A 22,034-nucleotide genomic window follows, 5' to 3' on the forward strand; every position below is an offset into this window, starting at 1 on the left:
AAGTTCAATGGAGTGAGTTTATTCGTCCGTGGGTAATCAGTAAATTGCTCATCGAGGGCGGCCCGGTGGCCGCCCGATCGATCACTGCCATCAAAAGGAAGATCACGATGAAGAACACCCTCAAGGCCGTGCTGGCCTCACTGCTGCTGGCGACCTCCGCTGCGGCCAGCGCCGCCCCGAAAGGCGAGATCCTGGTGCTGCTCTCGAGCGAGACCGAACTGCCGCTTCAGGGGGGCAAGAGCCTGACCACCGGCTTCTACCAGAATGAACTGGGGGTGCCTGCCGCCGCCCTGCTGGAGGCCGGTTATACCCTGACCCCGGTGACCCCGAGAGGGAACCGGCCCGTTGTCGACAAACACTCCGTCGATCCCCAGTACTTTGGTGGCAACCCGCAGGAGATGGTGCGCATCGGCGCCGTGGTGGAGGGGCTGCTTGGCGCCGGCAAGGTACTCTCCCTGAGGGAGGTGCTGGCATCCGGTCCCGAGCGCTATGCCGGCCTCTTCATTCCCGGCGGCCATGCCCCCCTCATCGATCTCGCCAAAGATCCCGAGGTGGGCACCCTGCTGCGTCATTTCCATGACCGTCAGAAGCCCACGGCGGCCATCTGCCACGGCCCCATCGCGCTGCTGGCGGCGCAGGGGGATCCGGCCGGGTTCGAGCAGTCGGTCATCGCAGGCAAGGCGGACGGCGCCAGGGAGTGGATCTACGACGGTTACAGGATGACCATCTTCTCCGACAAGGAAGAGGCGGTGTTTGAAGGCTCGCTCAAGGGGGAGAAACTGCGCTACTACCCGGCCAAGGTTATGGCTCAAGCCGGTGGGCAGATGCAGTTCGTGGCACCCTGGCAGCCTGGCGTTGTGATCGATCGCGAGCTTATCACCGGTCAAAACCCCTTCTCCGACCATGCACTGGCGAGCGCCTTCATCGCGGCGCTGGACAAACAGCAAGGGGCAGGCTGACGCGAGGAGAGGCGCAAGCTCCCCCCTTGATCAGTGCAGGCAGCCCCCATGGGCTGCCTTTTTCATGCCCCAGCCTTGGCGAGAAACGCCTTCATGGCGGGGGTGACACTGTGTTTTCGGGTGATGAAGGCGATGGTGCCTGCACTCGCATCGCTCAAGGGATGGCAGGGCAGTTTGAAGAGCTGCTGGGCGGTGGCGGCGATGCCGGCGCTGACCACGGCGCAGCCCAGGCCGTGGCTCACCCCGTTGACCAGGTGGAACAGGGAGTCGGTCTCCAGCACCACCCGCAGGCTGATCTGCTGGCGGGCGGCGGCCTCGTCCAGGTAGCGGCGAAATTGCATGGTGGTGCTTGGCAGGATCAGGGGGAGATCTTGCAGGTCCGCCAGGGTCAGCGGCCCGGTCGGGGCGCAGTGGGCAGGCAGGGGGCCCAGCAAGGCCATGGGGTTGGGGTGGCGAAGCTGGACGTCGAGGGCCCGGCGCTGATGCTCGGTGAGCAACTCGTCAAAGCCGAGCCCGATGTCGATGCGATGCAGATCCAGCTGCTCCATCAGGGTGGCATGGGTCATCACGCAGAGGTGCAGGCCCACCTTGGGGTAGGCGTCATTGAACCCCTTGAGCAGCGGCATGATGTCGATGCTCGACTGGGGCACGACGCCGATGCGCAGCGCACCCGACAGCCCGCCCCGAAAGAGGCTGAGCTCCTGGCGCATGGCATCCTGTTCCTGAAGCATCCGCTCGGCGTGGTGCAGCACCACTTCCCCCGCCTGGGTCAGTGCCACGAACTGGCTGTTGCGCACCACCAGTTCGGTGCCAAGTGACTTCTCCAGAGCGGTGATGCTGGCGGACAGGGTCGGTTGGGTGATGAAGCAGGCCTTGGCCGCCTTGGCGAAGTGTTTGTGCTGGGCCAGCTCGTAGAAATAGTGCAACTGCTTGATATTCATCGTGGTAATGGCAGCAGGCAAAGGCAATGAGCGACAAATTTAATCAATCGACATCCCGATGGCAATAGAAGTTATCTATTGGTGAATAGATTTGTTTCATTGGTTTTGGCGCGGCGGCTTATCTAAACTTGAGGCCCGAATACAGCTTATAAGCGTCTCGCATGATCCCTTTCAATTCACGGTTGCCCAGTCTGGATGAGCTGGTGGAGGAGGTGGCCGTGTCCGTCAACATCAACGGCATCAACCATGCCGTCATGATGGCCACCCCGGACGATCTCGACGATTTCGCCATCGGTTTTCTGTTTGGTGAGGGGATCATCGGGGGCAACCACGATGTACACGATATCCAGAGCACCCCGTCCGAGCACGGCATCGTGCTCGATGTCACCATCGCCAACCGCTGTCTGGCTGTGCTTGGCCAGCGCAAGCGCCGCCTGGCCGGTGCCAGCGGCTGTGGCATCTGCGGCGTGGAGGCCATCGAACATGCGTTGCCCGTGCTCACCCCGCTGACCCCGGGCGCCCCCTTCGACACCGCCCCTTTGCAGGATCTGCGGGAGCGCATCGTCCCCTGGCAGAGCAAGGCCCGCCAGAGCGGTGCCCTTCATGCCGCCCTGGCGCTGGATGATCGCGGCGAGATCCTGGCCTGCCGGGAGGACATAGGGCGGCACAACGCCCTGGACAAGCTCATCGGCATGCAGCTGCGCCAGCCGGTGCAGGCCGCCACCCTGGTGATCACCAGTCGCTGCGGCAGCGAACTCATTCACAAGGCGGTGCAATTTGGCGCCGCTCACCTCATCAGCCTTGCTTCCCCCAGCCAGCTCGCGGTGCGACTGGCCCTGAAGTACAACCTGACCCTGATCCATGTGCCCCGATCCGATGCCCCGGTCTGCTATGCCAGCCCCCGCGCCCAGGATCACGTTGGAGACTCCCATGTCCAGTCATATTGAGAAACCGGCCAAGGCCGGCGGCTTTTCCTCCCTGCAGTCCACCTTCAAGCAGGTGCTGCGCAGCCAGAAGACCCGCCAGAACATCAAGAACCTGCTACGGGTCAACCAGACCGACGGCTTTGACTGTCCCGGCTGCGCCTGGGGTGACAACAAGCAGGGGGCCTTCCAGTTTTGCGAGAACGGCGCCAAGGCGGTGGCCTGGGAATCCACCGGCAAGACGGTGGGGGCCGATTTCTTCACCGAGCATTCGGTGCGTCGCCTCGCCACCCAGAGCGACTACTGGCTCGAATACCAGGGGCGACTGACCGAGCCCCTGCGCTACAACCCGGCCACCGATCACTACGAGCCGGTTAGCTGGGATCAGGCGTTTGCTCTCATTGCCGACAAACTCAAGAGCCTGGCCAGCCCCGACGAGGTGGAGTTCTACACCTCGGGGCGCGCCAGCAACGAAGCCTCCTACCTCTATCAGCTGTTTGGTCGCCTCTATGGCACCAACAACTTCCCCGACTGCTCCAACATGTGCCACGAGGCGAGCGGGGTGGGGCTCATCCAGTCCGTCGGGGTGGGCAAGGGCACCGTGGTGCTCGATGATTTCGACGCCGCCAAAGCCATCTTCGTCTTTGGCCAGAACCCGGGCACCAACCACCCGCGCATGATGAACGCCCTGCGCAAGGCGGCGCGCCAGGGGTGCCAGATCGTCACCTTCAACAACCTCAAAGAGGTGGCCCTCGAGCGCTTCGCAAGCCCCCAGAGCCCGGCGGAGCTACTGACCCCGGCGGCCACCACCATCAGCCACCAGTACCTCACGCCAAAGCTGGGTGGTGACATGGCGGCCATTCGCGGCATGGCGAAATACATCCTGGAAGAGGAGGGGGGGCGCATCGATCTCGCCTTCATCGAGCAGCACACCGCGCACTTTGACGACTACCTGGCCCAGGTGAAGGCTACGGAGTGGACGCAGATCGAGGCGCAATCCGGCCTCGGTCGGGAGGCGATCACCCGGGCGGCGCAGATCTTCGCAAGCAGCGAGAGCGTGATCAGCTGCTGGGCCATGGGGATCACCCAGCACAAGCATTCGGTCGACACCATTCGCGAAATCGTCAACCTGCACCTGATGTGCGGCCAGATTGGCAAGCCGGGGGCCGGACTCTGTCCGGTGCGCGGTCACAGCAACGTGCAGGGCAACCGCACCATGGGGATCAACGAGAAACCCAATGCCGCCTTCCTCGATCGCCTGGAGCGCCGCTTCCCGGTGGGCTTCAAGCGCACGCCGGGGCACAACGTCTACGAGGCCCTCAAAGCCCTTCATGGCGGCAAGAGCAAGGTGCTCATCTGCCTTGGGGGCAACCTGGCAGCCGCCGCGCCGGATACCGAGTTCACCTATGAAGCGATGCGAAGGAGCGAGCTCAACGTGCAGATCAGCACCAAGCTCAACCGCAGCCACCTCATGGTGTCAAAAGATGCTCTTATCCTGCCCTGCCTGGGCCGTACCGAGCTCGATCAGCAGCGCACCGGGGTGCAGAAGATCACCGTGGAGGACACCTTCAGCATGGTGCACGCCTCCACCGGGATGAACGAGCCGGTCTCGCCGCTCTGTCTCTCCGAGATAGACATCGTGGCCCGCATGGCCGAGGCAACGCTTGGCAGCGATAGGGTGGACTGGCTGGCGCTGCGGGATGACTACGGGCTGCTGCGGGATCTCATCGAGGAGACCATCGCGGGCTTTGGCGACTTCAACCGCCGCATCGAGGAGCCCTGCGGCTTCCATCTGGAGAACAGCGCCGCCCTGCTGCGCTGGAACACCGCGAGCGGGCGCGCCGAATTCAGGGCGAGCCGTTTGCCGGACTCCATCCTGCCCGAGTGCACCAGCCACGCGGAGCAGATGGTGGACCAGCCCGTGCTGCTGCTTCAGAGCCTGCGCTCCCACGATCAGTACAACACCACCATCTATGGCATGGATGACCGCTATCGCGGCATCAAGGGGCGACGCAACGTGGTCTTCATGAACGAGGAGGATGCCAGGAGGCTGGGGCTCGCCGAGGAGCAGCGGGTGGACATGAGTGCGGTGTGCAACGACGGGCGCGAGCGGGTGGTGCGGGGCTTTAGCGTCATCTTCTACGAGATCCCGAAAGGCAACATCGCCGCCTACTACCCGGAGACCAACCCTCTGGTGGCCATCGAGAGCATAGGGGAGGGCTCTTTCACCCCCACCTCCAAATCGGTGCCCGTACTGGTGACCCCGAGCGCCGCCTCGGTCGAGAGCCTGGCCGTCACGCTCTGATCCCCTGACATGGATACCGTCCGACCCCTGCCATGGCAGGGGTTTTTTATGGCCGAACGGTGCCCGGCAAAGCCTGGGCCGATCAGCCCAGGGCCACCACCACGCAGTTTCGGCCCTGGCTCTTGGCATCATAGAGCGCCTTGTCCGCCTCCTTGAGCACGGCGGCGATGCTGGTGGCATCCGCCCCCCAGTGGGCGACGCCGAGGGAGATGGTGATGTGGCCAGCCACCTCCACGTCGTGGCTCGCCACCCGGGTACGCAGGCGCTCGGCGATCTTCTGCGCCTGTGCAAGGGAGACCCCGGGCAGCAGCAGCAGGAACTCTTCGCCGCCGCTTCGACACAAGGCGGCATCAGAACGCAGATCCTGCTGCATCAGGGTGGCGAGGGAGACGATGACGGCATCCCCCACGTCGTGACCGAAGCGGTCGTTGATGGCCTTGAAGTGATCGATGTCCAGGGCAATCACCGTCAGGGGCTGACGTTCGGCCTCGTACTCGTCCAGCATCTGCTGCATGGCCCGGCGGTTGAACAGGCCCGTCATAGGGTCGGTGTGGCTGTCGGTGTGCAGCTTGTCGATCTTGGTGTTGAGCAGCCCCAGCCCCTTGAGGATGGCCTGCTTCAACTGGGCCGCTTCGAAATACCAGGCGCGGATCCCCGAGATGCTGGTGGCGGCCCCCTGCTGATCCATGAGCCCGGCCCGGTTGGCCAGTTGCCGCAAGGGTCTGGCGATGATGGTGGCCGAGAGCCAGATGACGAAGAGAATGAAGAGGGTGACCGGGATCATACCCTTGAGGATCTCCAGCATCTGTTCATCCAGGCCGGCCAGGGTGGCGCTGCGGGGGCGCTGGGCCACTATCCCCCAGCCTGCGTCCGCCACCGGGGCAAAGCCTGCCAGCATCTCGCTGCCCCGGGAGTTGAGCACGCTTTGCGCGCCATCCTGCCCCTTGAGCACCGCATCCACCACCCGGTTCTTGCCAATCCTCTGGCCGAGGCGCTCCGGGTTCGGGTGGTAGATGAGGGTGCGCTGGCGGTCCACCACATAAAGATAAGAACCATCCTGGTAGTAGTGCTGCCCCAGCAGGCTGGAGAGCACGCTGGCGGACTCCAGATAGATGGTGCCGGCGACATAGCCGAGGTAGCGCTTGTCTGCCGAGAAGATGGGGTGGGAGAGGCTGATGAGGTAGTTGCCAGTGAGGGAGACCAGGGGATCCGCGATGAGGGGCTGCTGGCTTGCCAGGGTCCGGCTCGCATTGGCCGAGGTGAGCTTGACCCCTTTCACATGCAATGCCTCGGGAGAGACGGCGACGATGACGGAGTCGGTGTTCACGATGGCCACCGAGTTGAAGGTGTTGGTCTGCTGGCGCAACTGGCCTGCCACCTCTTCGAGTCCATGGAGGTCGTTGTCCTGCAGCAAGGGGGCGAGCCGGGCCGCGCCATAGGCCAGCTGTCCCTGGGCCGAGCGCAGCATGGTCTCGGTGGAGGCGGCGAGCTTGGTGGCATAGACCCGGTTTGCCTCCAGGGTGCTGTCGATGAGCAGTTGTCTTTGTGCCTGATAGATGGCGTAAAAGCTGTTGCCAAAGGTAGCCAGCACGCCGATGACGGCCAGCGCAAGGATGAGGCGATGCAGATCAAACCTCAGCAGCCAGTGAGAGTGCATGAACGAAACGGATCCTTGTCGTGGCGTCGGGGCAGTGCGGCAATTTTAAGGGGGGTGACCGCCCAATGCCATCGTTAATGTGATTCTCGAATGGTTCCCTTTCATGGCGTGTCCCGGGCGGCAGCCCCGTCCCCTCTCGTCATGAGGCCGGTGAGGGCGGGATCCGCCAGCTCCGCCACCGTCTGCCAGAAGGGGGCGACGAGGGGATTGTCGTTGCCCGGCGGGCGAATGAGCCCGATGATCCAGCTCGCGTCGGCCTCCCCGAGGGGCAGGGTCAGCACATCGGGATGCTCAATGGTGGTGGAGGAGGGGACCAGGGTCCAGGCGATGCCGGCCGCCGCGGTGGCGATGCCGGCGGCGAAGTCGTTGACGTACTGGATGTCCTGAAAGCGCAGGCCGCTCTGGGCGAGGTAATGGATGAACTGATCGTAAAAAGAGGGGGCCTTGTCCCGGCGCAGGATGGCGAGCGGCTTCTCCTGCAGATCGGCGAGCCCTGCCACTCCCTGATAGCCTGCGGGCAGCACGGCGACGAAATGGGCGCGCACCACGGGCAACACCGGCCAGCCCTTGGGGGCGGGCAGGCGGCAGAAGCCAAGATCCAGGCGACCCTCCGCCAGTGCCAGCAACTGGTGATGGGTGGAGAGATCGTTGAGCTCGATGGCGACCCCGGGGCGGCTGGCCCGAAAGCGGGCGATGGCGGCGGGCACCAGCAGCTTGGTGGCGACCCCGAAGCCGATGCGCAGGGTACCCGCGTGGCCCGCCAGCACGTCGCGGGCGCTGCGGGCGAGCTGCTCGCTCTGGGCCACCAGGGTGCAGGCGTCGGCGTAGAGGGCGCGCCCGAGCACCGTCAGCCGGGTGCTGCCGGCGTTGCGCTCGAACAGCTCGCCGCCAAGGTCCGTCTCCAGCCGGCGGATCTGCTTGCTCAGGGCCGACTGGGTGACGTGCTGGCGCGCCGCCGCCTGACCAAAGTGCAATACCTCCCCCAGGGTGACGAAGGCTTTCAGGTCTCTCAACTCCATGGTGCCTCGCTTGATTCCAGATAGGAATGATAGGTGGCCATATTTGTCATTGGACGGAATTCTAGAAGTGTTGGATGCTGGTGCCAACTCATTTCGGGCCCCTGTACGGGGCCGACGTATCACAGGATGGCCCCCGCCATCCGCGCAGAAGGAGCAACACCAGATGCATCATCACAAGTTCAATGACTTCCCGAACGGTTTCCTCTGGGGCGCCGCCTCCGCCGCCTATCAGGTGGAAGGGGCCTGGAACGAGGAGGGCAAGGGCCCCTCGGTATGGGACAGCTTTACCAAGTTGCCGGGCAAGACCTTTGAAGGGAGCAACGGAGACGTGGCGGTGGATCACTACCACAGGGTGGAAGAGGACGTGGCGCTGATGGCCGAGATGGGGCTCAAGGCCTATCGCTTCTCGGTGAGCTGGCCGCGCATCTACCCGGCGGGGCGTGGCGAGGTGAACGAGGCGGGGCTCGCCTTCTATGACAGGCTCATCGACGCCCTGCTGGCCCACGGCATCGAGCCGGTGCTGACCCTCTATCACTGGGATCTCCCCCAGGCCCTGCAGGATGAGTACGGCGGCTGGGAAGACAGGCGCATCATCGACGACTTCGAGCGCTATTGCGTGACCCTCTATCAGCGCTTCGCCGGCAAGGTGAAGTACTGGGTGTCGCTCAACGAGCAGAACTACAACCTGACCAACGCCTACCAACTTGGCACCCATCCTCCCGCCGTGCAGGACAGGAAGCGTTTCTTCGCCGCCAACCACATCGCGTTTCTCGCCAACGCCCGGGTCATCAAGGCGTTTCGCCAGCACGTGCCAAACGGCCTGATTGGGCCGAGCTTTGCGTACTCCCCCGCCTATCCGGCCTCCTGCGCCCCGAGCGACATGCTGGCGTTCGAGAATGCCGAGGAGTTCACCAACCTCTGGTGGCTGGATGCCTACTGCTTCGGCCGTTACCCCCAGGCGGCGCTCGCCTATCTGCGGGAGACCGGCGAGGCGCCGGAGATCCTGCCGGGCGATCTCGAGCTCTTGCGCGAAGGCGCCCCCGACTACATCGGGGTCAACTACTACTACACCCTGACCTTCACCGACAACCCCCTCGGCGGCCAGACGATGCAGCGCATCAACACCACGGGCAAGAAGGGCACTACGCCCTCCAGCGGCATTCCCGGCCTCTACAAGACGGCCCCCAATCCGCACCTTGAGACCAGCAACTGGGACTGGGCCATCGATCCCACCGGGATGCGCATCGCCCTGCGCCGGCTCTCCTCCCGCTACGCCCTGCCGCTGATGATCACCGAGAACGGCCTGGGGGAGTTCGACAAGCTGGAAGCCGGGGACAAGGTGAACGACGACTACCGTATCGCCTATCTGCACAGCCACCTCAAGGCGTGCCAGGAGGCGATGCAGGACGGGGTCGAGCTGATTGGATATTGCGCCTGGTCCTTCACCGACATCCTGAGCTGGCTCAACGGCTACCAGAAGCGCTACGGCTTTGTCTACGTGGACAGGGACGAGCAGGGAGGGTCTCTTCGTCGCATCAAGAAAGAGAGCTTCCACTGGTACAGCCAGGTCATTGCAAGCGGTGGCAAGACCCTGTAACGGGCCCGGTGCGCCGCACCTCGTCTGCCCAATGCCGGAAGGCCCCCTCATCGGAGGGGGCCTTCCTTGTTTGTGCAGCTGACAACCATGACCGCCTAGATAAACATGCCGCCCGAGGCTTCGATGCGCTGGGCGGTGATCCAGCGGCAGTCATCGGAGAGCAGGGCGGCGATGGCGCCACCGATGTCGTCGGGTTGACCCACCCGGCCAAGGGCGGTCTGGCTCGCGAGAAAGTCGTTGACCCCCTTGTTGTCGCGCACCACGCCGCCGCCAAAATCGGTCTCGATGGCGCCGGGGGCCAGCACGTTGACCGCGATGCCCCTGGGGCCCAGCTCCTTGGCCAGATACTGGGTGAGCACCTCGACGCCCCCCTTCATGGCGGCGTAGGCGGCATAACCCGGCATGGCGAAGCGGGTGAGGCCGGTGGATAGGTTGAGGATGCGACCGCCATCTGCCAGGAGGGGCAGGAGCGCCTGGGTCAGGAAGAAGGTCCCCTTGAGGTGGATGTTGAGCAGGGTGTCGAACTGCTGCTCCGTGGTCTGCTCGAAGCTGGCATGAATGCCGATCCCGGCGTTGTTGACCAGGAAGTTGAAATGGGTGCGCTGCCACTTCCGGGCGAGCAGTTGCGTCACCTCCTCTGCAAAGGCCGCGAAGGTGGCGCTCTCGCCCACGTCCAGAGCCAGGGCATGGGCCTGAACGCCGAGGGCGCGGGCCTGGGTCACCACCGCCTCCGCCTCTGCGGCCTGGCTGCGATAGGTGATGATGAGGTCGACGCCTTTGGCGGCGAGGGCCAGGGCCCCGTGCTTGCCAAGGCCGCGGCTGGCCCCGGTGATGAGGGCGATGGGTCTGGTCATGGTATGACTCCTGTCAGGGTGGCGGACACAGGCTCGATACGAGCCGACCGGATCACTGTATTGTTCCTTTTAAACTGGATAAATAACGTGATAATAGAATCACTGTTCCGTTTATCGAGACAATCAGGTCATGGATCAACTGGATGCGATGAGAGCCTTCGTGCGTGTCGCCGAGCTGGAGAGTTTTACCCGCTGCGCCGAGCAGACGGGCATCCCCAAGGCAACCCTCTCTGCCGCCATCCGCCGGCTGGAGGAGCGCATGGGGACCCGGCTCCTGCTGCGTACCACGCGGCGGGTGCAGCTCACCACGGACGGACAGCTCTGCTATGCCAGATGCCGGGAGCTTTTGGCGGACATGGAGGAGTTTGACGGCCTGTTTCGCCAGGGGGGGCAGATCTCGGGACAACTGCGGGTCGACATGCCAAGCCGGATGGCCCGCCACCTGGTGATCCCGGCACTGCCGGACTTTCTGGCGCAGCATCCCGCCTTGCAACTGATGCTGAGCAGCACGGACAGGCGGGTGGATCTGGTGCGCGAGGGGTTTGACTGCGTGGTGCGGGTCGGGGCGCTTGAGCCCTCGAGCCTGGTGGCCAGGCCCCTTGGTCACTATCGCCAGATCAACTGTGCCAGCACAGGCTACCTGGCTCGCCACGGGGTGCCCCGCACCCTTGGGGATCTGGCGGGCCACCGGCTGGTGCACTATGGTCCCGGGTTTGGTGCCGGGCAGGGGCGCAGCGAGCCCGGCTTTGAATACCTGGCGGAAGATGGCCGCCGCGCCCTGCTGCCCATGGCGGGGGCCCTCATGGTCAATGACAGCGAGACCTACCTGGCGGCGGCGCTGGCGGGGCTTGGCATCATTCAGATGCCGCGGGTGGGGGTCGAATCCCTGCTCGCGGGGGGCGAGCTGGTGAGCATCCTGCCCCAGTGGCAGCCGCCGCCGCTCCCCATCCACGCCCTCTATGCCCATCGCCGCCAACTGGCCCCCAGGGTCCAGCTCTTCATCCACTGGCTGGCGGGGTTACTCGCCGCCCATCTCGGGGGCACCTCAGAGGCGGCTGCGTCTTGAGCGAAATTCCCTCGGCGAGAGGGCAAACGCCTCACGAAAGAAGCGGGTAAAGCTGCTCTGGCGGGCAAAACCCAGGCGCTCCCCCACAGTCTGCAGGGGGAGGGCGGGATCCTGCAACAGGCGGCAGGCCTCCTCCCGGCGCACCCGCTCCAGCAGGCCCGAGAAGTGGCACCCTTCCTCCCGCAGATGGCGGTTGAGGGTCCAGCGGGTCAGTTTGAGGTGCTCGCACACCCCATCGAGCAGAGAGGAGGCCTCGGCGCTCTCTTGCCACAGCTGCTGGCGGATGAGTGCCATCACCCTGTCCCGGTAGCGGCTGCTTGGGCGAAGCTGGGCCATCTGCCGGTCGAGCTCCCCGAGCAGCAGGGGTTGCAGGGGCAGGTTGCACTGCCCGTGGGCGAGATCGAGCAAGGCGGCGGGAAAGTGCAGCTCGAAGGCCGCCCCCTGTTGCAACCGCCCTTCCAGCCAGCCTGCCAGCTCACGCCACAGCCTGGGACGTACCGGGGTGGGCAGCACCAGCAGCCCCTGGCCCGGGTGGTAGAACTGGAGCAGGGCATAGAGGTGGCAGAGGTTGGCCAGGCTGCTCAGGGCGATGACATCCGGGTGGTCGGACTCCGAGTGGTAGCTGATCCTGGCCTGCCCCTCTTCTTCTTGCAGGCGGATCTCGTCGCTCTCGCCGATAAGGGGGCGGTAGGCGAGGAAGAAGTGCAGGGCCTGGCGAAGGGTGGCGGCGTTGCAGCACAGGCTCGCCAGCGACATGAAGTCGGCAAAGAGGCCGGGGAGGGCGGGGGGCGTCCAGTCGAGGGCCAGATCCACGTGGGGGGCAGCCCCGGCCAGCAGCCGGAAGTGGCGCCCGGTGTCGAGCCGCCCCTGGGGGATCAGCAGCTCTTCGTGAGCGATGCCGCAGGGGTGCAGGAGGGCAGCAGGATCCCGCCCGCGGGCCTGCCAGTGGTTGAGGCAGTGCAGGGCAATCCGGTTGGAGACGGTCTTCACGGCAAAAATCCTTGTCAGCGGTGGCCCACCATCATCGGCCAACGGCGGCGGATTGCCGTGAGCCAGCGCCGCTTTCATGTTTCAGATTTGTAACCAAGGGTAACCCTGCAACCCTTTTCACACTTTTCAATCCTGCTCCCAACCGGCAACTTCCTGCACCCGACGGGCAAGTGAGAGGGGCCGCTTTTGCATAGAGTGGCGACTCCTACACACACAAGGAAGATAACAACAATGAAACACCACTCGCTCTCCCGAACCCGTGTCGCCCTCGCCATCGGGGCCCTGCTGCTGGCAGGGTGCAACGACAACGACTCCACCCCCAAGCCCGAGCAGCCCGTTCTGGGCCACCGCACCGTCACCCTCATCGAGCAGGACGGCCTGCAATTCAAGGATCTCGATGGCAGCGGCACCCTGACCCCCTACGAGGACTGGCGCCTCGGCGCCGCCGAGCGAGCCCGGGATCTGGTGGGCAGGCTCACCCTGGCCCAGAAGGCAGGGCTGATGATGCACGGCACCCTGGTGCTGGACGGGGCGGGGCGGGTGAACCTCGCAGCCATGGACAAGATGCTGCGCGAGGACGGGGTCAACACCTTCATCACCCGCATGGCCGGTGATCCGGCGGCCATCGCCGCGGACAACAACACCCTGCAGGCCCTGCTGGAAGGAGTGGGATTCGGCATCCCCATGACGGTGAGCACGGATCCCCGCAACCACTTCACCCATGATCCGAACGCCACCAGCATCGGTGCCGGGGCCTTCTCCCAGTGGCCCGAGACCCTGGGGCTGGCCGCCATCGGTGATGCCGCCCTGGTACAGCGCTTTGGCGACATCGCCCGTCAGGAGTACCGGGCCGTCGGCATCCACGAGGCCCTCTCGCCCCAGGCGGATCTCGCGACCGAGCCGCGCTGGGGCCGCATCAACGGCACCTTCGGGGAAGACAACCTGCTCGCCAAGTCCCTGGTCAAGGCCTACATCGAGGGCTTCCAGCAGGGGAGCGAGGGGATAGGCAAGGAGAGCGTGGTCACCGTGGTCAAGCACTTCGCCGGGGCCGGTCCCCAGAAGGACGGGCTGGATGCCCACAACCCCTGGGGCAAGGAGCAGATCTACCCCGGCGGCCAGTTTGCTTACCACCTGGTGCCCTTCGAGGGTGCCTTCGAGGCCAGGGTGGCCGCCGTGATGCCCTATTACGCCATGCCCCTGGGCCTGACCCAGGATGGGCAGCCCGTCGAGGAGGTGGGGTTTGGTTTCAACCGCCAGATCATCACGGATCTGTTGCGGGGCCACTTCAAGTTTGACGGCGTGGTGCTGAGCGACTGGGGCATCGTCAATGACTGTGACAGCCGCTGCGAGCAGGGGCTGACCCAGGAGGAAGTCAATGCCGGGGTGAGCCCCTGGACCGTGCCCTTTGGCATGTCCTGGGGCGTGGAGAAGCTCACCAAGGCCGAGCGTTATGCCAAGGCCATCGACGCCGGGGTGGATCAGTTCGGTGGCGTGGAAGACCCAGCCCCCCTGCTGGCGGCGGTGCAGAGCGGTCTGGTGACCGAGGCGGCCATCACCACTTCGGCCGAGCGGATCCTGGCCCAGAAGTTTGCCCTCGGGCTCTTCGAGAATCCCTATGTGGATGCCGAGGCCGCGGTGGCCCTGGTGGGCAAGGCCGAGTTCCAGCAGGAGGCCCAGGCCGCCCAGGCGGCGTCTCACGTGCTGCTGAAGAACGAAGGGGCCCTGCTGCCGCTGAAGGCGGACGGCAAGCGGGTCTATCTGCACAATGTCAACGCCGAGGTGGCCAGGGCCAACGGCTATACGGTGGTGACGAACCTGGCCGACGCGGAGCTTGCCATCGTGCGGGTCAACGCCCCGGGCGAGCAGGATCCCCGCTTCCCGTTTGGCAGCATCCACTTCGGCCAGCTCGGCTTTGCCAGCAATGATCAGGTGGTGCAGGAGACGGCCCACGAAGGGGTCTACCGCGGCGCGGATGACTATGCCGCCATCCAGGCCATCGAGCAGGCCGGGGTGCCCCTGGTGCTCTCCGTCTATCTGGACAGGCCCGCCATCCTGACCGAGGTGGCCCCGGCGGCCCGGGTGCTGCTGGCCAACTTCGGCGCCCTGGATCAGGCCCTGTTCGATGTCATGAGCGGCACCCAGAAGGCACGCGGCAAGCTCCCCTTCGAGCTGCCCTCGAGCTGGCAGGCGGTGCTGGCCCAGTCCCCGGACGTGGCCAAGGACTCACAAAGCCCGCTCTATCCCTACGGGGCCGGTCTGGCCTATTGACGGACAGGGATGTTCTGTCTCTCATCAAGGCGCCTTCGGGCGCCTTTTCCATTGCCCCCATCGACAATCCCGGTTTGGCGCAAGGGGTTGGCTTGGGCATAATGGCGCCCCGGCAACGGGTGCGGTGGCCAGTGTGGCAGGCACCCGGTCACAGTGCACAGGAGATGAGATGAAATTTATCGGAGCCCACGTCAGTGCGGCGGGCGGGGTGGAAAACACCATCGCCCGGGCCAAAGCCATCGGGGCCAACGCCTTCGCCCTGTTTACTAAGAACCAGCGCCAGTGGCAGGCGGCGCCCCTCTCCGAGGCCAGCATTCGCGCCTTCAAGGCCGCCTGCGAGAAGGAGGGCTTTCGCCCCGAGCAGATCCTGCCCCACGACAGCTACCTCATCAACCTGGGTCATCCCGACCCCGATGCCCTCGCCAAGTCCCGGGATGCGTTTCTGGACGAGATGAAGCGCTGCGAGCAACTGGGGCTGTGCTACCTGAACTTCCACCCGGGCAGCCACCTCAAGCAGATCCCCGAAGCGGTGAGCCTCAAGCTCGTGAGCGAGTCCATCAACTGGGCGCTGGAGCGCAGTGAAGGGGTGACGGCGGTGATCGAAAATACCGCCGGCCAGGGTACCAACCTCGGCTGGTCGTTCGAGCACCTGGCCACCCTCATCGACGGGGTAGAGGACAAGAGTCGGGTCGGCGTCTGCTTTGACACCTGCCACGCCTTCGCCGCCGGTTACGATCTGCGTACCCCCGAGGGGTGCGAGGCGGTGTTTGCCGACTTCGACCGCATCGTGGGGTTCGAGTACCTCAAGGGGATGCATATCAACGGCGCCAAGTGTACCTTCGGTAGTCGGGTCGACCGTCACCACAGCCTGCGGGAGGGCAACCTCGGCGAGGCGGTGTTCCACCACATCATGAACGACGACCGTTTTGACGGCATCCCGCTGATCCTCGAGACCATCGACGAGTCCATCTGGGGCGAGGAGATAAGCTGGCTGCGCAGCCTGGCCGGGAGCCCGCGCCCGGCGTGATGCCGGGGTCCACCATTGGGTAGCAAGGAGAGACGATGCACGACGAGACAAGGGCGCCCCTGCGCTTTGGCATTGCCGGGGCGGGGGCCATCGCCCGGCGTTTTTGCCGCGATGTGAACGGGCACGCCAGGGGAGCCGAGGTGGTGGCCATCGCCGCCCGGGACCAGGGACGGGCTGACGAGTTCGCCCGGGATCTGGGGCTGCCCCACGCCTATGGCAGCTATGAGGCCCTGGCCGCCAGCCCCGAGGTGGAGGCCGTCTATGTGGCGGTCATCCACCCGGAGCACGCGGGCCTGGTGAGGCAGATGCTGCTGGCGGGCAAGCACGTACTGGTGGAGAAACCGGCGGTGACCCGGGTAGCGGACTGGGACGCCCTGGTGGCGCTCGCCCACGCACGGGGCCTGCTGCTGCTCGAGGCCATGAAGGTAATGTGCTTCCCCGCCATGCGCGCCCTGTTGCAGCGCCTGCCCCTGCTGCCGCCGCCGCGCGAGCTGCGGGCGGCGTTCGGTTCGGCCCAGCCGAAGGTGGGCAAGCTGTTCGATCCGGCGCTGGATGGCGGCGCTGCCTGGGACGTGGGGGTCTATCCCCTCTGGCTCCATGCCGCCCTCTGCCATCGGCTGGGGCTGGGCTGCACCGCCCCCGAGGTGACGCTGACGCGGGCTCCGGGGGAGGTGGATCTCGCCGCCAGCTTCACGTTCGATGAGCCGTTTCGGGCCGAACTCGGGGCCTCCATCATCGAGGATCTCGAGCGGGAAGCGTCCTTGTCCGGGGAGGGATGGCGCCTGGTCATCGAGGGCAAGTGGTGGAATCCCCAGCACATTCGCTGGCAAGGGGGGCCTGCTCCCGTCATCTGGCCGGCGGACATCTACCTGCCGGTGGAGGGGGGCGGCATGCAGCACGAGGCGGATCACTTTGCCGATTGCCTGCGCCACCGGCTGCTGGACTCCCCCTGGGTGCCCCAGGCCGTGACCCGGCAGGTGCTCGGCTGGATTGAAGGGGGACTCGCCGGCTGAGGCCGGGGAAGGGCTGATGGCCGGGGAGAGCATCGGCTGAACGACAAGGGCGCCAATGGCGCCCTTGTCGTATCCGAAGGGCTTCTCACGCCAGGGTCTGGGCGCGGCAGAAGGCCAGGAAGCGGCGCAGGGCGGCGGAGTGGAACTTCTGCTTGTGCCAGACGAGGGAGAGCTGGCGTGGGAAGCGGCGACTCGGGGTGAGGGCCACCAGGCGCCCCTGTGCCAGTCGGTCCGCCACCGCGAGGCGGGAGATGAAGGAGATGCCGAGCCCCTTCTCCACCGCCAGCATCACCGCCTCCAGGGTATTGAGCTCTATCCCCGCCTGCCAGCGGGGCAGGTGAGGCTGGAGCTGCTGCTCGAACTGCTCGCGGCTGCCGGATTGCGCCTCGCGCAGCACCCAGGTTTCCCCGGCAAGCCGGCGCAGGGGCAGCTCGAGCTGATCCGCCAGGGGGTGACCGGGGGCGGCGATGATGAGCATCTCGTCCTCCAGCCAGGGTTCGCTCACCAGGTCCGGGTGGTGGTTCTCCCCCTCGATGAGGGCGAGATCCAGTTCGAAGTGGGCGAGGGCATGGCACAGGAGGTGGGTGTTGGCGATGGTGACCCTGGGGGCGGCCCCCAGCTCCTGGGCCCCCTCCGCCAGCAGGGCGGGCAGCAGGTAGTTGCCGATGGTCTGGCTGGCCCCGAGGTGCAGCTGGCCGCTTGGCTCGGCATCGGGGCTGAAGAGCTGTTCTATCTCCTGCATCCGGGTCAGCAGCTCCTCGGCGGCCGGTTGCAGCAGGCGCCCCTCGCTGTTGAGCTGGAGCCTCGGGTGCACCCGGTCGAACAGGGGCGTGGCGAGCTGGCGCTCCAGCTCCTGCAGCGACTGGGAGACGGCCCCCTTGCTCAGGCAGAGTTCATTGGCGGCGCCCCCCAGGTTGCCGTGGCGGGCGATGGTGGCAAACACCTTGAGTTGTTGCAGGGTGAGCTTCATATCGTTTGATTTTCCTAAACGCTAAGTTCAATTCATTTAGATATCGTAAACGATAGACCCCCTTTATCCTATGCCCATCGTCATCATCAAGAGGGTATTCGCCATGATCGCAAGAACCCGCCGCTCCCTGGCCGCCGCCCCGACCCCCATGGCCGGTCTGGCTCTGGGGATCGCCAGCCTCGGCTGGTGCTGGGAAAATGCCGGTCAGTTCGATGGCCGTCTGCAACTGCTGGGGGCCGCCATCGCCGCCGTGCTGCTCCTCGTCCTGACCTTCAAGTTTCTGATCCACCCGCGCCTGCTGTGGCAGGATCTCGCCCATCCCGTAGTGGGCAGCGTGGTGCCCACCTACGCCATGGGGACCATGGTGGTCTCCAAGGCGGTCGGCCTGCTCGCCCCGACCCTGGGGCAGGGGCTCTGGCTGTTTGCGGTCATCATCCACCTCGTCTTCCTCGCCACTTTCGTCTGGCACAGGGCCAAAGCGTTCGAAATCCATCACATGGTGCCGAGCTGGTTCGTGCCGCCGGTGGGGATCATCGTGGCTGACGTGGCCTACCCGGGCGGTCCCTTCGCATCCCTGGCCACCGGCCTGCTCTGGTTCGGCATGGCCTGCTACGGCCTGATGCTGCCGCTGATGCTCTATCGCCTCATCTTCAGCCACGAGGTGCCGGATGCCGCCAAGCCCACCATCGCCATCCTGGCCGCCCCGGCGAGCCTGTCGCTGGCCGGCTACCTCACTGTGAGCCAGGACCCCTCCCTGCTGCTGGTGGCGGTGCTGCTCGGGATCGCCGTGCTGATGACCGGCATCATCTACCTGGCCTTCATCAAGCTGCTGCGCCTGCCGTTCTCGCCGGGTTACGCCGCCTTCACCTTCCCCCTGGTGATCGGGGCCACCGCCCTGTTCAAGGTGAGTCACCTGCTGTCGCAGTGGCCACAGGCGGCCCGCTATGCCGAGCAGCTCCATCAGCTGGCCTATCTGGAGCTGGGGGTGGCCACCCTGGTGGTGGGTTACGTGGCCCTGCGTTACCTGATGTTCTTCCTGCCGGCGGTGCAGGATGACCTGCCGGGGCAGCCCGCACGCCGCTAGGCACAAGGTTTTCATCCCCCCTCGTCATCGACCCCGCCCGTGCGGGGTCTGCCGTTCGTGATGCAGTGACACAGAGGGGAATCAAATGAAGCAGATTAATTTTGTCAATCCGTGAAGTGGCTTAAATAGTTGCCCATACAGGCGACATTCAGTTGGCGTTAACTGGTAATACCTGTCACGATGCGCGCCACTTTATCTTCCCATTGTTTTGTCGTGCCCCATGTCCTCATCTGATCCCGTGTTTGACGCCCGATTCCAGCCTCGTCTGCTGCACCCCCGTTACTGGTTGAGCTGGCTCGCCCTCGGCGCCATCGGTGTGCTCGCCTTCGTGCCCCCGCGCTGGCGGGATCGCCTGGCCGATGCTCTGACGCCCCTGGTATGCGCCATCTCGAAGAAGCAGATCTACATCGCCAGGACCAACCTCGCCATCTGCTTCAAGGAGAAGAGCGAGGCCGAGCGGGAGGCCATCCTGATGACCTCCATCCGGGTCGGCCTCAAGAGCCTGCTGGGCTTTGGCGAGTTCACCTGGCGCAGCCCCGCCCACGTGATGGGGCGGATCCAGGTCAGCGGCTGGGAACATATCGAGGCGGAGCAGGCCGCTGGCCGACCGGTGATCCTGGTGGTGCCCCACAGCTGGCCCATCGACGCGGCGGGCTACTACTTCGCCCAGCGGGGCCTGCCCATGTGCACCATGATGAAGAGCGCCCGCAACCCGGTGTTCGACTGGCACATCAACGGCGCGCGGGCCCGGCACGGCTGCCGCGTCTATGAGCGCAGCGCCGGCATCAAGCCGGTGATCAAGGCGGTGAAATCCGGCCTGAGCTTCTTCTACTTGCCGGATCAGGATCATGGACGGGAGGCGAGCCTGTTCGCCCCCTTCTTCAACCACCCCAAGGCGACGTTGCCGGCCCTGCCACGGCTGGTGAAGCTGACCGGTGCCCGGGCCCTGCCGGTGCTGGCCTGCTATGACGAGCAGGCACACGGCTACCGGTTGGAGGTCGAGGCTCCCTACGCCGACTACCCGAGCGGGGATCTGATGGCGGATACCTGCCGCATGAACGACAGCGTGGAGCGCCAGCTCTGCCGTCACCCGGGCCAGTACATGTGGTTCCTCAAGATCTTCGACACCCGTGAGGATCAGGTGGGGCCGGATGGCCTCTACGAAGAGGGGATCCGGCGCATCCGCCGGGGCCTTGCTCCTCACCCCTGAGCCTTGCGCTCACCCGGTGCAAAAATGTGGCCCCAAGCGGGCCACTTTTTATTTCTAACTTGTCTGATCAGTGACTTGGCGCGGGGGCGCTGTGCAGGGCAGGGTAGAAAAAGCTGTCAGGATCACTAAAATGACGGTCTGTTTTGATGATTCGATGGCGACCATGTCCGCACAAGATCCGGTGTTTGATACCTCTTTTCATCCGCGCCTGCTGCACCCCCGTCTGTGGGGCAGCTGGCTGGCCGTCGCCCTGCTCTCCCTGCTGGCCTGGGTGCCGGCAAGGGCACGGGACAAGCTGGCCGACTACCTGGCCCCCCTGCTGCTGCGTTTCTCCAGGAAGCAGGCCTACATCGCTGACACCAACCTCAAGATCTGCTTCCCCCATCTCGACGAGGCGGGCCGTCAGGCCCTGCTGCTGAAATCCATCCGGGTGGGGCTCAAGACCTTCCTGGGCTTTGGCGAGCTGACCTGGCGCAGCCCCGACTTCCTCAAGGGGCGCGTCAAGGTGAGCGGCTGGGAGCACGTGGAAGCGGAGCGGGCAGCCGGTCGCCCCATGATCTTCGTGGTGCCCCACACCTGGGCGGTGGACATGATTGGCCGCTACTTCCCCCTCCAGGGGATCAAGATGTGCACCATGATGAAAAGCCCCAAGGATGCGGTGTTCGACTGGTACATCAACCGCGAGCGCAGCAAGGGCGGGCGTATCTACGAGCGCAGCGTCGGCATCAAGCCCGCCATCAAGGCCCTGCGCAGCGGCGACAGCTTCTTCTATCTGCCGGATCAGGATCACGGCCGGGAGGCGAGCCTCTTCGTGCCCTTCTTCAACCACCCCAAGGCGACCCTGCCGGCCCTGCCCAAGCTGGTGAAGCTGACCGGTGCCCGCGCCGTGCCCATTCTGGCCTGCTACGACGAGGATCAGGGGTGCTACCGGCTGGAGATCGAGGCGCCGTTCGACCCTTATCCCACCGCGGATCTGGTGGCGGACGTCAACCAGATGAACCGCATGGTGGAGCAGCAGCTTGGCCGCTTCCCCGAGCAGTACATGTGGTTTCTCAAGATCTTCGAAACCCAGGAGCACGATCAGGGCGAGGACGGTCTCTACGAGGCGGGGATCCGCCGCATCCGCCAGGGGCTGCCACCGGAACCTTGATCGACACGGCCCCCTTGCGGGCCGTTTCTGACAGGGGTGGCAGGCCACCAGCAAACAGGTGCAAACAAGGTGCAAATAGGGTAAAAGGGCGGTCATGAAAATTCCAAATCGAATCCAACCTCTGGTTGATGACGGCCTGGTGGACGATGTCATCAGCCGGCTGATGAGCGGCAAAGAGGCCGACGTCTATGTGGTGCGCTGCGGCGACGAGATCCGCTGCGCCAAGGTCTACAAAGAGGCGTCAAAGCGCAGCTTCAAGCAGGCCGTGGTCTATCAGGAAGGGCGGCGGGTACGCAGCAGCCGCGATGCCCGCGCCATGGAGAAGGGCTCCAAGTACGGTCGCAAGCAGCACGAAGAGGTGTGGCAGAACACCGAGGTGGATGCCCTGTTCAAGCTGGCGGCGGCCGGGGTGCGGGTGCCCAGGCCCTATGTCTGCCTCGATGGCGTGCTGCTGATGGAGCTCATCACCGACGCCGACGGCAACGTCGCCCCCCGTCTCAACGACGTGGCCCTGACCCGTGAGCAGGCTCTGGTGGATCATGGCAAGGTGATCCGCTACGTGGTGCGCATGCTCTGCGCCGGCCTCATTCACGGGGATCTCTCGGAGTTCAACGTGCTGGTGGACGAAGAGGGGCCCGTCATCATCGACCTGCCCCAGGTGGTGGATGCCGCCGCCAACAACCAGGCCAGGGCCATGCTGGAGCGGGATGTCGACAACATGCGCAACTACTACGGCATGTATGCCCCCGAGCTGCTCAAGACCCGGTATGCCCGGGAGATGTGGTCCTTGTTCGAGGATGGCAAGCTGGGCCCCGAGACCGAGCTCACCGGCCTGTTCGAAGAGAGCCGGGAGGCCATCGATCTGGATGGCGTGCTGCACGAGATAGAGAGTGCCCAGGAGGAGGCCATGGCCCGCCGGGCCAGGTTGCAGGCGGAGCAGGAAGAGGAGTCCTGACGGGCCTTCATCCCAGTCAACAAGAGCGCCATGGGCGCTCTTTTGT

The 22,034-nt window shown here is 65.1% G+C and carries 18 protein-coding genes; 12 read left to right on the forward strand and 6 right to left on the reverse strand.

Features of this window, described 5'->3' with window-relative positions; genetic code table 11:
- The first annotated feature begins 107 nt into the window (after window positions 1–107).
- Window positions 108–959 (forward strand): type 1 glutamine amidotransferase domain-containing protein, encoded by an 852-nt coding sequence (locus I6L32_RS16705; protein WP_053288937.1) that lies wholly within the window; start codon window positions 108–110, stop codon window positions 957–959.
- A 62-nt stretch (window positions 960–1,021) separates the two neighbouring features.
- Here the strand turns inward: I6L32_RS16705 and I6L32_RS16710 are convergent, their stop codons facing one another.
- Window positions 1,022–1,900 (reverse strand): LysR family transcriptional regulator, encoded by an 879-nt coding sequence (locus I6L32_RS16710; RefSeq protein WP_053288936.1) that lies wholly within the window; start codon window positions 1,898–1,900, stop codon window positions 1,022–1,024.
- 161 nt (window positions 1,901–2,061) lie between these two features.
- Between I6L32_RS16710 and fdhD the strand changes: the two genes are divergently transcribed.
- Together fdhD and I6L32_RS16720 are read left to right on the forward strand one after the other, a co-directional pair.
- Window positions 2,062–2,847 carry a formate dehydrogenase accessory sulfurtransferase FdhD gene (fdhD, locus tag I6L32_RS16715; RefSeq protein ID WP_053288485.1) on the forward strand — a complete coding sequence of 262 codons (786 nt, stop codon included), beginning with the start codon at window positions 2,062–2,064 and terminating at the stop codon, window positions 2,845–2,847.
- Entirely contained in the window at window positions 2,831–5,128 is a 2,298-nt protein-coding gene (locus I6L32_RS16720) for an FdhF/YdeP family oxidoreductase (RefSeq protein WP_053288484.1), read from the forward strand. Before fdhD ends, I6L32_RS16720 begins: the two co-directional genes overlap by 17 nt.
- An 82-nt stretch (window positions 5,129–5,210) precedes the next feature.
- Here the strand turns inward: I6L32_RS16720 and I6L32_RS16725 are convergent, their stop codons facing one another.
- Both I6L32_RS16725 and I6L32_RS16730 read right to left on the reverse strand, forming a co-directional pair.
- Complete coding sequence (locus I6L32_RS16725) at window positions 5,211–6,785, reverse strand: sensor domain-containing diguanylate cyclase (RefSeq protein ID WP_053288483.1); 1,575 nt, start codon at window positions 6,783–6,785, stop codon at window positions 5,211–5,213.
- Window positions 6,786–6,886: 101 nt separating this feature from the next.
- Complete coding sequence (locus I6L32_RS16730) at window positions 6,887–7,804, reverse strand: LysR family transcriptional regulator (RefSeq protein ID WP_053288482.1); 918 nt, start codon at window positions 7,802–7,804, stop codon at window positions 6,887–6,889.
- 163 nt (window positions 7,805–7,967) lie between these two features.
- Here I6L32_RS16730 and I6L32_RS16735 point away from each other — a divergent pair, with 163 nt between their 5' ends.
- Window positions 7,968–9,401, forward strand: a complete 1,434-nt coding sequence (locus I6L32_RS16735; protein WP_045524798.1) for a glycoside hydrolase family 1 protein — start codon at window positions 7,968–7,970, stop codon at window positions 9,399–9,401.
- A 95-nt stretch (window positions 9,402–9,496) separates the two neighbouring features.
- Here the strand turns inward: I6L32_RS16735 and I6L32_RS16740 are convergent, their stop codons facing one another.
- Window positions 9,497–10,255: an SDR family NAD(P)-dependent oxidoreductase gene (locus tag I6L32_RS16740; protein ID WP_045524799.1), complete on the reverse strand. Its 759-nt coding sequence runs from the start codon at window positions 10,253–10,255 to the stop codon at window positions 9,497–9,499.
- A 130-nt stretch (window positions 10,256–10,385) separates the two neighbouring features.
- Here I6L32_RS16740 and I6L32_RS16745 point away from each other — a divergent pair, with 130 nt between their 5' ends.
- Window positions 10,386–11,321: a LysR family transcriptional regulator gene (locus I6L32_RS16745; RefSeq protein WP_216944213.1), complete on the forward strand. Its 936-nt coding sequence runs from the start codon at window positions 10,386–10,388 to the stop codon at window positions 11,319–11,321.
- Here I6L32_RS16745 and I6L32_RS16750 read toward each other — a convergent pair.
- On the reverse strand, window positions 11,301–12,311 hold the full coding sequence (locus I6L32_RS16750) for an AraC family transcriptional regulator (protein WP_069785077.1): 1,011 nt from the start codon (window positions 12,309–12,311) through the stop codon (window positions 11,301–11,303). The two genes, I6L32_RS16745 and I6L32_RS16750, sit on opposite strands and share 21 nt — an antisense overlap.
- A 231-nt stretch (window positions 12,312–12,542) precedes the next feature.
- Between I6L32_RS16750 and I6L32_RS16755 the strand changes: the two genes are divergently transcribed.
- The 3 genes from I6L32_RS16755 to I6L32_RS16765 all read left to right on the forward strand — a co-directional run bounded on the left by I6L32_RS16755 (window position 12,543) and on the right by I6L32_RS16765 (window position 16,619).
- Entirely contained in the window at window positions 12,543–14,579 is a 2,037-nt protein-coding gene (locus tag I6L32_RS16755) for a glycoside hydrolase family 3 protein (protein WP_069785076.1), read from the forward strand.
- Window positions 14,580–14,748: 169 nt separating this feature from the next.
- Window positions 14,749–15,606 carry a deoxyribonuclease IV gene (nfo, locus tag I6L32_RS16760; RefSeq protein WP_041215226.1) on the forward strand — a complete coding sequence of 286 codons (858 nt, stop codon included), beginning with the start codon at window positions 14,749–14,751 and terminating at the stop codon, window positions 15,604–15,606.
- Window positions 15,607–15,641: 35 nt separating this feature from the next.
- Window positions 15,642–16,619: a Gfo/Idh/MocA family protein gene (locus I6L32_RS16765; protein ID WP_069785075.1), complete on the forward strand. Its 978-nt coding sequence runs from the start codon at window positions 15,642–15,644 to the stop codon at window positions 16,617–16,619.
- Between the two features lie 85 nt (window positions 16,620–16,704).
- Here I6L32_RS16765 and I6L32_RS16770 read toward each other — a convergent pair whose 3' ends face one another.
- Complete coding sequence (locus I6L32_RS16770) at window positions 16,705–17,589, reverse strand: LysR substrate-binding domain-containing protein (RefSeq protein ID WP_039039086.1); 885 nt, start codon at window positions 17,587–17,589, stop codon at window positions 16,705–16,707.
- 103 nt (window positions 17,590–17,692) lie between these two features.
- Between I6L32_RS16770 and I6L32_RS16775 the strand changes: the two genes are divergently transcribed.
- The 4 genes from I6L32_RS16775 to I6L32_RS16790 all read left to right on the forward strand — a co-directional run bounded on the left by I6L32_RS16775 (window position 17,693) and on the right by I6L32_RS16790 (window position 21,988).
- Complete coding sequence (locus I6L32_RS16775) at window positions 17,693–18,673, forward strand: TDT family transporter (RefSeq protein ID WP_042017687.1); 981 nt, start codon at window positions 17,693–17,695, stop codon at window positions 18,671–18,673.
- A 220-nt stretch (window positions 18,674–18,893) separates the two neighbouring features.
- Window positions 18,894–19,883 (forward strand): lipid A biosynthesis (KDO)2-(lauroyl)-lipid IVA acyltransferase, encoded by a 990-nt coding sequence (locus I6L32_RS16780; RefSeq protein WP_010674623.1) that lies wholly within the window; start codon window positions 18,894–18,896, stop codon window positions 19,881–19,883.
- Between the two features lie 154 nt (window positions 19,884–20,037).
- On the forward strand, window positions 20,038–21,033 hold the full coding sequence (locus tag I6L32_RS16785; RefSeq protein WP_216945198.1) for a lauroyl-Kdo(2)-lipid IV(A) myristoyltransferase: 996 nt from the start codon (window positions 20,038–20,040) through the stop codon (window positions 21,031–21,033).
- A gap of 94 nt (window positions 21,034–21,127) precedes the next feature.
- On the forward strand, window positions 21,128–21,988 hold the full coding sequence (locus I6L32_RS16790; RefSeq protein WP_029314478.1) for a PA4780 family RIO1-like protein kinase: 861 nt from the start codon (window positions 21,128–21,130) through the stop codon (window positions 21,986–21,988).
- Window positions 21,989–22,034: the final 46 nt, after the last annotated feature.

This window comes from Aeromonas sp. FDAARGOS 1402 (genome assembly GCF_019046925.1).
GTDB lineage: Bacteria > Pseudomonadota > Gammaproteobacteria > Enterobacterales > Aeromonadaceae > Aeromonas > Aeromonas caviae.

What these genes read in the sequence shown, in the direction of transcription:
- I6L32_RS16775 (WP_042017687.1), top strand. Translation starts at nt 17,693, where the DNA reads ATGATCGCAAGAACCCGCCGCTCCCTGGCCGCCGCCCCGACCCCCATG.
- I6L32_RS16725 (WP_053288483.1), bottom strand. Translation starts at nt 6,785, where the DNA reads ATGCACTCTCACTGGCTGCTGAGGTTTGATCTGCATCGCCTCATCCTT.
- I6L32_RS16740 (WP_045524799.1), bottom strand. Translation starts at nt 10,255, where the DNA reads ATGACCAGACCCATCGCCCTCATCACCGGGGCCAGCCGCGGCCTTGGC.
- I6L32_RS16735 (WP_045524798.1), top strand. Translation starts at nt 7,968, where the DNA reads ATGCATCATCACAAGTTCAATGACTTCCCGAACGGTTTCCTCTGGGGC.
- I6L32_RS16730 (WP_053288482.1), bottom strand. Translation starts at nt 7,804, where the DNA reads ATGGAGTTGAGAGACCTGAAAGCCTTCGTCACCCTGGGGGAGGTATTG.
- I6L32_RS16745 (WP_216944213.1), top strand. Translation starts at nt 10,386, where the DNA reads ATGGATCAACTGGATGCGATGAGAGCCTTCGTGCGTGTCGCCGAGCTG.
- I6L32_RS16790 (WP_029314478.1), top strand. Translation starts at nt 21,128, where the DNA reads ATGAAAATTCCAAATCGAATCCAACCTCTGGTTGATGACGGCCTGGTG.
- I6L32_RS16765 (WP_069785075.1), top strand. Translation starts at nt 15,642, where the DNA reads ATGCACGACGAGACAAGGGCGCCCCTGCGCTTTGGCATTGCCGGGGCG.
- nfo (WP_041215226.1), top strand. Translation starts at nt 14,749, where the DNA reads ATGAAATTTATCGGAGCCCACGTCAGTGCGGCGGGCGGGGTGGAAAAC.
- I6L32_RS16780 (WP_010674623.1), top strand. Translation starts at nt 18,894, where the DNA reads ATGTCCTCATCTGATCCCGTGTTTGACGCCCGATTCCAGCCTCGTCTG.
- I6L32_RS16770 (WP_039039086.1), bottom strand. Translation starts at nt 17,589, where the DNA reads ATGAAGCTCACCCTGCAACAACTCAAGGTGTTTGCCACCATCGCCCGC.
- I6L32_RS16720 (WP_053288484.1), top strand. Translation starts at nt 2,831, where the DNA reads ATGTCCAGTCATATTGAGAAACCGGCCAAGGCCGGCGGCTTTTCCTCC.
- I6L32_RS16705 (WP_053288937.1), top strand. Translation starts at nt 108, where the DNA reads ATGAAGAACACCCTCAAGGCCGTGCTGGCCTCACTGCTGCTGGCGACC.
- I6L32_RS16710 (WP_053288936.1), bottom strand. Translation starts at nt 1,900, where the DNA reads ATGAATATCAAGCAGTTGCACTATTTCTACGAGCTGGCCCAGCACAAA.
- fdhD (WP_053288485.1), top strand. Translation starts at nt 2,062, where the DNA reads ATGATCCCTTTCAATTCACGGTTGCCCAGTCTGGATGAGCTGGTGGAG.
- I6L32_RS16785 (WP_216945198.1), top strand. Translation starts at nt 20,038, where the DNA reads ATGGCGACCATGTCCGCACAAGATCCGGTGTTTGATACCTCTTTTCAT.
- I6L32_RS16755 (WP_069785076.1), top strand. Translation starts at nt 12,543, where the DNA reads ATGAAACACCACTCGCTCTCCCGAACCCGTGTCGCCCTCGCCATCGGG.